The following is a 12,327-nucleotide window of genomic DNA, read 5'->3' as shown; positions in this document are numbered from 1 at the left end:
ACCATGTCTACAATCACTCGCATTGAAGTCTATAAATTTAATATTCCGCTTCAGGCTCCCGTCACGATTGCGATTGGAACTATTGAAGAAGCACGCAACATTCTGGTCAAAATTTATACCTCAGATGGCCTTTATGGTACGGGGGAAGGTGCCCCTTTTTGGATGATAGTGGGCGAAACCCAAGCCACTGCGTATGCGGCAGCTTATGATTTGGCCAAATTGCTGATTGGTAAAAATCCGTTGGATATAGAAGGCTGCTTGGCGGCGATGGACCGTTATCTGAGCGGAAACCCGACCGTAAAAAGTGCCTTTGACATGGCGTTGTATGACTTGGCCGCCAAGTACGCCAATATGCCTCTGTATCAGTTTTTGGGCGGCACCAATCGTCCGATTGTTACTGATGAAACCATTTATATTGCCGAACCCGAGGTAATGGCGGCTGATGCCGTTAAAATAAAAGAACGTGGTGCGGAAGCCATTAAAGTAAAATTAGGAACAAACGCCAAAGATGATATTCGGCGTATTGCCGCCATTCGTGAAGCTATAGGCGACGCCATTCCCCTCCGTACCGATGCCAATCAGGGGTGGGATTACATCAGCGCGCTTACGGTTTTGAATACGATTGCCGACTGGAATGTGGAGTACTGCGAACAGCCCGTAAAACATTGGGACTACGCCCATTTGGCGCGGCTGCGACAAAACGCCCGCGTGCCTATTTGCGCCGACGAGTCGCTGTTTTCTCCGCAAGATGCCATCAAATTGGTGACCCAACAGGCCGTTGATTTTTTCAACATAAAGCTTTCAAAAAGTGGCGGCTTGCGCAATGCGTTAAAAATCAACGCCATTGCCGAAGCGGCGGGCATCAAGTGTATGATTGGGTGTATGTCGGAATCGCGTTTGGGGATTTCGGCCAATGCCCATTTTGCGTCTGCTTTGCAAAACGTCGTTTTTTATGATTTAGATTCTCCTTTTGAACACGCCCAAAATCCAATATTGGGCGGGATTCATTATCAAAATCATTATCAAGTAATTATTCCAGATTTGCCAGGGCACGGTGCCGAGGTAGAAGAAGATTTTTTGCGGCGCATGGAGTCGTTTGTCGTCGAATGATTTAACCTTACACGGCTTTACCAAAACAAAAAACCATGGCGGCCAATGCGTAGTGATATACATCGATTGGACTGAAAGGTAGGTGTTGGGTGGCTACTTTGGTAGCAATGCCCAGAATCATCACTCCAATCACAATCCAGATGGCTTTTTGGTATTTTTGCATAAGCCCGAAAACTGCAATCAACATCACGACAAGCATCGTAAAAGCCTGAACAACGGAGCTGAAAACCTGAAAGGCGGGATAGAGTAGAAAGATAAATAAAATAAGTCCGAAGGAGAGGGTTACAATGACGGTAGGGCGGGAGATGGTCTGGCGCATCACTAACCCCCAAATGGCAACTACCACACTTGCTAGCCCAGCGCTACCTGCAAGTGTTGAGAGGGAGCGATGGGTATCGGTTAATTGCTGAAACCCCAAATAACGGAATACACCAGCACCCGCCGCCAGTGATACAGTTACCAAAAATACGCCCCAGAGGAGTCGATTATGGAAGGGAACATAAGCAAAGAATTTAAAAAAAACGACAATACATACAGTGGCTACGACAGCGTCTGAGAAGGCGTTGGAGAGTTGAATCATTCTTACACAAGAAGTTAAAGGTTAAGGGGCTAACGTTTTATTGGCCATAAATGACCGATGATTAACAGCGATAAATGTTTAAAAAAGCCTTAGCAAGGTATCAGTATTTTACCGTTTTAAACAGAAAAATAAGCAATATTTAGGCCTTCAAAAATTTTTCTTTCAGGGGTGCTTTTGTACTTTCTTTATTTCGACCTACTTTTACTGAAAAATTTTTGGCTTCTGTCTTGAATAAAATAAAGTTAATCATTTTGAATCACGCAATTTTATACTAACCACCAATGAGCGTATTAGTCAATAAAAACTCAAAGATAATTGTGCAGGGCTTCACAGGCTCCGAAGGTACTTTTCATGCCCAACAAATGATTGAGTACGGAACAAATGTTGTAGGTGGAGTAACTCCAGGCAAAGGCGGCCAAAGCCACCTCGACCGTCCCGTCTTCAACACCGTTGCTGATGCCGTAAATACCACAGGTGCCGATGTGTCAATCATTTTTGTACCGCCAGCTTTTGCCGCTGATGCCATCATGGAAGCCGCCGATGCAGGTATCAAAGTAATCGTTTGTATCACAGAGGGTATTCCGACCAAAGACATGATGTTGGCGAAAGAATACATCACGACAAAAGACTGCCGTCTCATTGGTCCAAACTGCCCAGGAGTAATGACGGCCGACGAATGTAAGGTGGGCATTATGCCTGGTTTTATCTTCAAAAAAGGAACCATCGGCATCGTTTCTAAGTCAGGTACATTGACCTACGAAGCGGTTGATCAATTGACAAAAGCAGGTCTTGGCCAAACCACTGCCATTGGGATTGGAGGCGACCCAATCATTGGTACTACTACCAAAGAAGCGGTAGAATTGCTCATGAATGACCCCGAAACGGAAGGAATCGTGATGATAGGAGAAATCGGAGGAAGCATGGAAGCCGATGCCGCCTATTGGATTAAAGCAAACGGTACTAAACCAGTCGTTGGTTTTATTGCTGGTCAAACTGCCCCTAAAGGTCGTCGTATGGGCCACGCAGGTGCTATTATTGGTGGTGCTGATGATACGGCTGCGGCTAAGATGCGCATTATGAGTGAGTGTGGAATCTTCGTGGTAGAATCACCAGCGTTGATTGGTGAAACAATGTTGAAAGCCTTAGGTCGTAACTAACCGATATTACTGTTATCTTTTCTAACTTTGCAGGCAGTTTGGGTATCCCAAGCTGCCTGCATCTATTTTGGGGATTAAAAATGAGTATCGGCCAATGACGAAGAAAGTTGTTCATAGGTTCAAATATATTACGTGGCTGCTATTGTTATGCAGCGTTGCTCCCCTTTGGGCAGAAGTAGGGCCAGACAAGCAGTACTTCCTTGTGAAAAATTTGGCGCAAGATTGGCTTGTGTATGATCAGCGAGAAAAAGAATACGTTCCGTACGTGGCCGAACAGCACGGTAATCAACTGGCGCTCAATACTCTCTTGGATTTAGAAAGCAACCTGCATTATGAACTGCTGTTGTACGTTGAAAAAAATAATTATCTGTTTCTGAATGGCTCATTGCAGGAAAACCTCAAGGCAGGAAGCTGGCGAGTGATGAAAATAGACAGTCTTTATAAAAAATTCAGGCGTCCGCAGTTGATGATAACAATATACGGAACGCCCGGGCAGGCGGGTAAAGTCGTGATTATTGGTCATCGAAAAGCCGCCGTTGAAAAACTGATTACGATTGAGGAAGAATCGTTTTTGAACCTAAAACCCCGAGAGCAAGCCTCGATTGCCAACTTTTTCATTTTGGGGATTTTGCTTCTGTTTACCTTTGCAGCTTTCCTGTTCAATACCTCGCCCCGGGCTTTTAATCGGATTTATAGCCTTCCAGATTTATTTCAGATGGACTTCAGGGATGATTCATTTATGATCAATAAACCCTTTAGCCGAACCAATATTCTTTTTGTGGTTTTGCTTAGTCTGGAATTAGCCTATTTGTATTTGTTTACGCAGGATAAAGAATATAATCTGTTTTCATCAAAAGAATTATTAGCAACTGGACAGGCGTTTTCTGATACTTGGTTAAATTATTTAAAAATAGCATTTATCTGTTTTCTGGGATTTATAGGAAAATATTTTGGTTTGTATATTTTAGGGACTTTGTATCGTTTGGAAGGTGTAGCTAATGTGCATTATTTCAAGGTTTTACAGTCTTCCTTGTTGTTTTTTTCGGCGCTCATATTGATTGCGTCAGTGGCCTCTTTTTACATTGTTGACTGGTCGCCAATCATCCGTTCGGTACTCATTATTCCAGTAATTGTCTTTTATATTTTTAGAGCTATTTTAATCTTCTTTACAATTAGCAACAGCACAACTGTTAAAAATCTATATTTAATTTCGTACCTTTGCATTGTTGAATTAATCCCCATCATCATCGGGGTAAGGTATGCCCTATAAGAAGTGGGGAGAACCCCACCAAACGTCTGATATGAGCGAAACGATTTTGATGCAACAAGACCGGTTGAATAAAGTAGAGAGCATTTTGGTCACCCAAGCTCGGCCAACTGATGAAAAGTCCCCTTATTTTGAGTTAGAGCGCAGATACAGCGTAAAGGTCGATTTTCGCCCTTTTATCGAAGTTCAGGGTATTTCTTTTAAGGATTTTCGTAAGCAACGGATTAACATCATGGAGCATACGGCTATTATTTTTACCAGCCGTAATGCCGTAGATAATTTCTTCCGTATTTGTAAGGAAGCTAAGTTGGAAATGCCTGCCGAAATGAAATATTTCTGCGTAACGGAGCAAACCGCCAACTATCTTCAAAAGTACATTCAAATACGCAAACGGAAGATTTTTTCAGGTCAAAAAACCGCGGCTGATTTGTTAGATTTAATTAAGAAACACAAAACCGAAAAGTTTTTGTTTCCTTGTTCTGACAAGCGGCGCAACGACATCCCCGAATTCATGGGTAACTACGAATTACACCTTACCGAGGCCGTAATGTACGAAACCGTGTCTTCAGATTTGTCGGATTTGACAGAAGTGTTTTACGATGTTATTTGCTTTTTCAGTCCTTCTGGAATTACCTCTCTATTCCATAACTTCCCTGATTTTAAGCAAAACAAAACCCGGATAGCTGCTTTCGGCCCTACGACCGCAAAGGCGGTGGCGGATGCAGGCTTGATTTTAGACATTGAGGCTCCAATGCCCAATGCTCCCTCAATGACTGGGGCGTTGGAAATATATATCAAAAAAGCCAATAATATCTAATTAGAAAGGTTTAGGGCCGTTTTTCTCTGGACAATTTGAGCAAAACCGCAACACTTATCTCTTTTTATGCGTTATAGTAAGGGTTGGGAAACTAACCCTTTTTTTATATCAAATTTTTTTCGCTAATTGTCGTTTGTATTGAAAATACCGGCGAATTGGATATGAAATACCCACAACTACTACTATTGAGCATATTAAGTTGGTTTGCCCAATTAAGCTATGTACAGGCGCAGCAGGATGCTCAGTTTAGCCTGTTCATGCACAATCAATTATATTATAATCCGGCCACGGCAGGCGCCGACGGAACTACCCGATTTCAGTTGCTGAATCGTATTCAGTGGCAAGGGTATCAGACTACTTCAGGAGACGGCGGTGCCCCCAATACGCTGGTATTTTCAGGAAGTGTTCCACTGAATTTTATAAAAAGTGCCGTTGGTATTAATTACGTCAATGATCGAATTGGCGCAATGGGAAGCCAAGAAGTCCAGCTCTCGTATGCTTATCGAATGAATATCAATGAGAATACCCTAGCAATCGGTGCGCGGGTAGGGTTTCAAAACAGATACATTGATTTTAGTCGCTTGGTTTCCCGTGAACCAGGTGACCCACTTATCCCAGTCGGACGTTTAGGGGTTACGCAGCCCGATATTTCTTTAGGAGTATTTTATGATGCAAGTACTTTTTATGTTGGTGCAAGCGTTAATCACCTAAATCGACCCAAATTTAATTTAGGAGGAGATACGGGTAATAGTATTTTAGCCCCCAATGCCTATTTGACTGCTGGTTATCGTTGGGAACCACTGTATGGATTGGAAATACAGCCCCTTATCCTTGTAAAAAGCCTGACGGATTTCAACCCTAAAACGTTGTCGGTAGAAGGGGGCGTAATGGCTACTTGGGATGAATGGATTTTTGGCGGAATCACCTACCGTGTGCAAGAATCCTATAATATTATCGCTGGCATAAATCTGCTTGGCAACAAAGCGCTTCGTTTGGCGGGTGCCGTTGATTTGGTAGGTGGGAGTCGCAGTGTAAAAGCCCCAGCGTCGTACGAAGTGATGCTTTCTTATGCACTCCCAGCGCTTACAAAAGGTAAAAAAACAATTGTACGTACCCCAAGATTTAGGTATTAATACAGGGAATAATTGGGCGTATTATTAAATAGAATATTATTTTTTTGCCGAATTCAATCTTTGGCAATATTATTGTTGGAAGACCGTTGTACCGTTTGATAAAAAATTAATGGTTTTTTAGTAATTTTGGGGGCTTGTGGGGAATTTTAAAATAAATAAAGCCCTTCTTTGTAGCAGTAAAAGAGAATTTTAAAAAAAACACACAATAAACACATAGAACTTCGTTTCTATACTGAATTTTGAAACTAACGGGAATAACCATGAGCAAGAGGGTATTTTTCGGCTGCGCCACCAAAGGAGCATGGATTTTGATGGTAGCGATGATGCTGCAAAGTTGTGGATTTGTCAAAGATAAATTTGGCGGAAAAAACAGCAAAGGAGGAAAAGGGGGCAAAAAAGGAGCCAAACAGGAAATCGGCGTTCGGAACGGAGAAGTAATTGCAACGGGTCGTAAAGACTATAAGCAGGATACTCCATTCGGAATGGTGCTTATCCCATCGGGTTCTTTTATGATGGGGCAGGCTGACGAAGATGTTGCCGCTACGCAGGTCAATTTTAACCGCCGAGTAACCATTACTTCGTTTTACATGGATGATACTGAAGTAACAAACCACGAGTATCGTCAATTTGTGGCATCTCTGATGACTGACTCACTGTCAGTACTGGGAGAAGAAGAAATTATCTCAAAGTACCATCCCGATACTACGGTTTGGAAAAAAGATTTTACGTATCACAACGGTGACCCGATGCTTGAATATTACTATTCACATCCCGCCTTTGATACCTATCCAGTCGTTGGAGTAAGCTGGAAAGCCGCTCGCTATTTCTCAGAATGGCGCTCTAATCTGTACAACGATTACCGAGCAAAAGAAGGTAAATATCGTTCTCCAAAATTCCGCCTGCCTACCGAAGCCGAATGGGAATGGGCTGCTCGCGGTGGACGTGCCTCTGCCAAATATCCTTGGGGTAACCCTTACGTAGCCAATGGAAAAGGATGCTTCTTAGCAAACTTTAAACCACAGCGTGGTAATTATGACGCCGACGGATATCCTTATACTGCCCCTGCAAATGCCTACAATGCCAATGATTACGGATTGTATAATATGGCAGGTAACGTAGCGGAATGGACGTTGGATGCTTATGCCGATAATGCTACGATTGTAAACTGGGATATGAACCCAATGAATGACAACCCTGACGAACCACGTAAGATAGTGCGGGGCGGATCATGGAAAGATGTTGCTTACTTCCTCGAAACAGGAACACGCGGTTGGGAATATGAAGACAATAAACGCTCGTTCATTGGTTTCCGTTGCGTAGTTGAAAACCTTGCTGGTCGTGCAGCTACTACCCGTGGACGTAAAAGATAATTCGACTTTATTACCTTAAAATATAGGGTGCTGCCCGGCGGCACCCTTCTTTTTTACGACCTTTATTTATTGTAACCGATTCTATTAAACCAATATTTTAATTCTGTTATGGCAGCACAAAAACAAGGTGTTTTCTGGAGTAAAATAGTCCCTACTGCTTATGCGCTCGGAGCAGCCGTTGTAATCATCGGTGCTTGGGCAAAAATTACCCACATCGAAGGTGGCGGTGAGATTTTGACAGTTGGTCTTTTGACCGAAGCTTTCATTTTCGTTTTGTACGCAGTACAAAGCTTTTTATACCCTGCTTCTGAAGAATACGCGTGGGAAAAAGTATACCCTGAATTAGCGGACGATGCGGCGCCAGTGCCTTCGCGTAAAGAAGAGAAAAAAGGTGTTGGTTTGACTGCCAACATGGATAAAATGTTAGCCGAAGCCAACATATCACCAGATATTTTCAATAATCTTGGTAAAGGATTTAAAAACCTGACAGATACAGTATCCAAAATCGGAGATTTGACCGACGCAACCATTGCGACCAACGATTACGCTAAAAACGTAAAAACTGCATCGGCATCAATCAATGATATGAATAAGTCTTACGGCGTGGCAATCAATGCGATGTCTTCTATGGCAGATGCAACCAAAGATGCCCAACAATATCGTGAGCAATTCCAAAACATTACCAAAAACATGGGCGCGCTTAATGCCGTGTATGAATTGGAATTGCAAGATACAACCAAGCACCTCAAGGCCATGAATGCATTTTATGGTAACTTGACAAATGCGATGGCTAATATGGCGGATGCAACCAAAGAATCGCAGCAGTTTAAGGCTGAAATGTCAAAATTGACAACCAATATCACGGCCCTGAACAATGTGTACGGTAATATGCTAACCGCAATGCGAGGATAATTTGATGGTTCAGAATTAAAATTCTGAACCCTTAAATACAACTGTCACCCTCGTTAAAATCAATTAAAGTAAGCTAAAATTCAACTATTTAAAAATGGCAGGAGCAAAAGAGACACCCCGTCAGAAGATGATTGGGATGATGTATCTGGTTTTGACGGCCATGCTGGCTTTGCAAGTAAGTTCGGCATTGTTGGAAAAATTCCAATTGTTGAACAACAGTATGGAGGTTGCGTCAAACGCCGCTAACAAAATCAACGCAAGAACTGTTGAAAATATCAGAGATAAAGTCGAAAAGTCTGGAAATAGAGCTTTTGAAGTGGCGATTGTCAAGCAAGCTGAAGATGTGCGCAAGATAGCAAGTGGGATGATTAGTGAGATTGATGCCATAAAAAGTCAAATAGCAACCGAGGCTGGTGGAGGAATTGACCCTGAAACAGGAAAAGTTAAAAACCCGAACGAAGAGGATAAGGTAGCTATTTACATGATTGGACCTTCAAAGAACGGTAAAGCGTATGAGCTGAAAAACAAGCTTAACGGTTTCGTAGAGCAAATGAATAAAATCTCAGGAACTAGCTTTGCTCCCTTAGCGCTCGATGGTAAAGAAGACCCTCTCGCCAAGCGTGACAAAGATCAACGTACCAAAGACTTTGCAGAATTGAATTTTGCGCAAACACCCGTTCCTGCGGCATTGGCGGTATTGAGTCAAAAACAATCGGAAATTCGTCGTTTAGAAGCGGAAGTCCTTGATGCTTTGGCGGCTAAAGTAGGTGCGAAAGACATTAAGTTTGATAAAATTCTGGCAATGATTAGCGCCGAGTCTAACGTAGTTGTGGCGGGTACTAAGTTCAAAGGAGAGATGTTTATTGCGGCTTCTTCGAGTTCACTTACGCCACGAATGAGTTTAGGTGGAGCACCATTGAGGGTACAGGATGGAAAGGGAATCATTGAATTTACGGCTCAAGGTGGTTCGTATGACAAAGATGGTTTGGCCGCCAAAACCCTGTCGGGAGTTATTTCATTCCCTACGCCGAGCGGTCGTGATACTACGATTTCGATGAAATATGATTATAAAGTTGCTAAGCCAACCTATAATATTGAATCAGCTTCGATGCCGCCTTTGTTTTTGGGTTGTAAGAACGTGTTGAGTATTCAAAGCCCAGGCTTAGGACCTTTATGGAATCCGGCTTTTACGGCTGATGGAGCCGAAGTTATCAACAATGGCAAAGGGAAAGTAATTATTATTCCAAACAATAGAAATGTTAAATTGAATATTTCGAACCAAGGAAACTTGATTGGTACCGAAGGCTTCCGCGTAAACCGCGTTCCTCGGCCTCGTTTGGAATATTATATCAATGGCGCATTGGTGGACGATAAACGCCCTATTTCGGCCAGTATGGCACGGAATATTTCTGTAAAAGCGATTGCGGATGAGAGTTTAATCAATTATTCGCCCGAAGATGCAAATTTCCGCGTGGGTCAAATTACCGTTCGTTTAGCAAGTGGCGCTCGCCCTAAAGGACAGCCAGTTGTTATTTCGGGGCCAAGTGGTTCAATCAATGCTTTGGCAGCTCAAGCAGCGCCGGGAGATCGTCTTGTGATTGAAGTGTCAGGCGTACAGCGTCGTAACTTTAAAGGAGACGTTCAGGATGCAGGGATAGGTACTGAATCGCGGACTGTTCCGTTGAATTAACAATACTGATTTTCGATTTTGTACTAACAAGAAATAGATTTCGTTAGTAATAAAGTAATCAAAATAACGCTCAAAGAAAATGAAAAGATGGAGTAGCCTATTAGGTAGTGCGGCCTTGGTAGCATTGAGCATGAGCACTCAAGCCCAAGAGAAAGACACGAAGGGTGTCAATCCGCTGTCAGTGCGCGAGATTAACGATGCTGATGTTATGATGAAGCGCACACTGTGGCGCCGGTTGGATTTGCGGGAAAAGCAAAATCAACCTATGTTTTCAGTAGGCAATGAAATCACAAAGTACATCATGGACGCTGTAAAGGCGGGTCTTTTGGAGGCGTATGTAGATGCCGATATGACCAAAAAAATGACCAGTACGGATTTCAGCAAGGCGCTTCAAATGCCAAATCAAGGGCAGACATTGACCGAAGATGAAATAAAAGCCGGTTTTGGTACTGACAATGCCGCTCAAGGTGGGGATGTTTGGGGAGATGCTGCAAAGAAAGACCCTAAAGCGCCTGCCAAGGCAGATGATGGTTGGGGAGCTCCTGCGCCCAAAAAAGAAACACAACCCGTAGACGATGGTTGGGGCACGCCAGCACCAAAAAAGAAGACGACTACCAAAGGTAAAAAGGGGCAAGTTGCCAAAGTACCTGTAAAGCCTCAAGTAGATTCAACCGAAATCAAACGCAAAATGGCGGAAGAAGCCGCCGCAATTGCTGCGGCTGAAGCGCAAAAAATGGAAGAGAACCAATTTTTTCCTAAGGATATTCCAATCCTAGAAATGAAAGAAGATTGGATTTTTGACCGCAAGCGTTCACGTTTGATTTACGATATTCAAACCATTACGATTGTATTACCATCTGAATTGAATCCTGGAGGAATTGAAAAGCCGATTGCTACTTTTAGATACAAAGACTTGGACAAGCTGTTCCGTAGCGATCCAAAGAAATTTATCTGGTTCAACGAATACAATACTGCTCAGCACAAAAACTTAGCGGATGCGTTTGATCTTCGTCTGTTCAGTGGTCGTATTATCAAAACTTCCAACCCCAAAGACCAAGACCTCATTACCATTTATGGTGGTGAAAAAGAAGCACTCTGGAAATCTATTCAACTTGAAAATGAGTTGATGGAGTTAGAGCACGGTTTGTGGGAATATTAATGATTACCATTATGGTATCATAAAAAAAGCGGTCACCATGGCCGCTTTTTTTATGCTTTTTCAGGAAGGATACTCAACCGTAGCGCCTGTTTCGCGGTGGGTTTTGGCTTCAAGTAAGCGTTTTACCCCTTCCTGCGCAAAGCCGAATCCATAACCAAAGAGCTGTACAAATGCTGCAATAATGCTCAAAAATCCTACTTCCAGACTTTTTGATTGTCGAGTGGCGTCGATAAACAGCAGAATGATATAAATTGCTAAAAAGGTAATTCCTGCCTGAAATAACCACGGATGAATCAACCACAATAAGGGAATACTGAGGCAACCAAGAGTAAACAGAAAAGGAAAGGTGTGAACTAATTTGAGTTCATCTGGATAAAAGCGGGCTATATTGATTCGCGCACGTCCAAAGAAGCGTAGCTGCCGAAAGAAGGCCCCAAACCCAGTGCGCCGTTTGTGATAAATGAATGCTTCTGGAATCAGAGCTGACTTGAAACCCATTCGGAGGGCGGTGATGCTAAAAATAATATCTTCGCCCATTCGGCTGATTTGGAATCCGCCCGTACGTTCCCACACTTTGCGAGAAATGCCCATATTAAAACTACGAGGGTGGAAAGTGCCGCCTAAATTACTTTTTTTACCCCTAATACCGCCCGTTGTAAATAGGGAAGTCATCGAATAACTGATGGCTTTCTGAATAGAAGTGAAACTTGGATGGTCGGTGTCGGGACCGCCGTATAAATCTACGTAATCAGTATTCAATCGGTGGTCAACAATGCTCAGATAATTGGGCTCTATTAGTGCATCGGAGTCAAGGATAACAAAGTAATCGCCTTTTGCCCGTTCAAATCCGTAGTTTCGGGCAAAGCCTTGGCCGCCATTTTCCTTGTAGAAGTAGTGAATTTCCAGTTGTTGACTAAAGGTTTGGACAACCTCCTCACATTTGATTCGTGAACCATCTTCAATAATGATGACTTCGAAATGGGTAAAAGTTTGTTTTACCAGACACGTCAACAACTCGGTCAGTTCGTCGGGCCGATTATAAACGGGGATAATAATACTGTATTTACGCATGACTCGCTTTGATTTCACTGGCAAGTTAGTATTTTTACCACGAACGACCACCTATGACCTC

The 12,327-nt window shown here is 43.0% G+C and carries 11 protein-coding genes; 9 read left to right on the top strand and 2 right to left on the bottom strand.

The genetic code is table 11. From position 1 onward, the window contains the following. Positions 1-3 precede the first annotated feature (3 nt). Positions 4-1,110 (top strand): mandelate racemase/muconate lactonizing enzyme family protein, encoded by a 1,107-nt coding sequence (locus NCI00_RS01290; RefSeq protein WP_253524167.1) that lies wholly within the window; start codon positions 4-6, stop codon positions 1,108-1,110. A 7-nt stretch (positions 1,111-1,117) separates the two neighbouring features. On the opposite strand, the gene NCI00_RS01285 is transcribed toward NCI00_RS01290, so the two are convergent. After that, a complete protein-coding gene (locus NCI00_RS01285) occupies positions 1,118-1,690 on the bottom strand; it encodes a DUF6962 family protein (protein ID WP_253524165.1) in 573 nt (190 codons plus the stop codon). 281 nt (positions 1,691-1,971) lie between these two features. On the opposite strand from NCI00_RS01285, the gene sucD reads away from it, so the two are divergent. From sucD to porN, 8 genes are all read left to right on the top strand, one after another. Further along, complete coding sequence (sucD, locus tag NCI00_RS01280) at positions 1,972-2,847, top strand: succinate--CoA ligase subunit alpha (RefSeq protein ID WP_114066509.1); 876 nt, start codon at positions 1,972-1,974, stop codon at positions 2,845-2,847. 94 nt (positions 2,848-2,941) lie between these two features. Then, positions 2,942-4,117: a DUF4271 domain-containing protein gene (locus tag NCI00_RS01275; RefSeq protein WP_253524163.1), complete on the top strand. Its 1,176-nt coding sequence runs from the start codon at positions 2,942-2,944 to the stop codon at positions 4,115-4,117. A gap of 31 nt (positions 4,118-4,148) precedes the next feature. After that, complete coding sequence (locus NCI00_RS01270; RefSeq protein WP_114460626.1) at positions 4,149-4,931, top strand: uroporphyrinogen-III synthase; 783 nt, start codon at positions 4,149-4,151, stop codon at positions 4,929-4,931. Between the two features lie 161 nt (positions 4,932-5,092). Continuing rightward, positions 5,093-6,064: a PorP/SprF family type IX secretion system membrane protein gene (locus tag NCI00_RS01265; RefSeq protein WP_253524161.1), complete on the top strand. Its 972-nt coding sequence runs from the start codon at positions 5,093-5,095 to the stop codon at positions 6,062-6,064. A gap of 260 nt (positions 6,065-6,324) precedes the next feature. Then, on the top strand, positions 6,325-7,434 hold the full coding sequence (gene porK / locus NCI00_RS01260) for a T9SS ring complex lipoprotein PorK/GldK (RefSeq protein WP_166561638.1): 1,110 nt from the start codon (positions 6,325-6,327) through the stop codon (positions 7,432-7,434). 108 nt (positions 7,435-7,542) lie between these two features. Then, positions 7,543-8,346, top strand: a complete 804-nt coding sequence (gene porL / locus NCI00_RS01255; RefSeq protein ID WP_166561639.1) for a type IX secretion system motor protein PorL/GldL — start codon at positions 7,543-7,545, stop codon at positions 8,344-8,346. Between the two features lie 94 nt (positions 8,347-8,440). Continuing rightward, complete coding sequence (porM, locus tag NCI00_RS01250) at positions 8,441-10,036, top strand: type IX secretion system motor protein PorM/GldM (protein WP_253524159.1); 1,596 nt, start codon at positions 8,441-8,443, stop codon at positions 10,034-10,036. Between the two features lie 79 nt (positions 10,037-10,115). Continuing rightward, positions 10,116-11,195 (top strand): type IX secretion system ring subunit PorN/GldN, encoded by a 1,080-nt coding sequence (gene porN, locus NCI00_RS01245; protein WP_253524157.1) that lies wholly within the window; start codon positions 10,116-10,118, stop codon positions 11,193-11,195. Between the two features lie 60 nt (positions 11,196-11,255). Here porN and NCI00_RS01240 read toward each other — a convergent pair whose 3' ends face one another. Further along, on the bottom strand, positions 11,256-12,266 hold the full coding sequence (locus NCI00_RS01240; RefSeq protein ID WP_253524154.1) for a glycosyltransferase family 2 protein: 1,011 nt from the start codon (positions 12,264-12,266) through the stop codon (positions 11,256-11,258). Positions 12,267-12,327 lie beyond the last annotated feature (61 nt).

It is taken from the genome of Runella salmonicolor (genome assembly GCF_024158025.1).
GTDB lineage: Bacteria > Bacteroidota > Bacteroidia > Cytophagales > Spirosomataceae > Runella > Runella salmonicolor.
The sequence above is the reverse complement of the archived record's forward strand: the minus strand, read 5'-3'. Positions and strand labels throughout refer to the sequence as shown.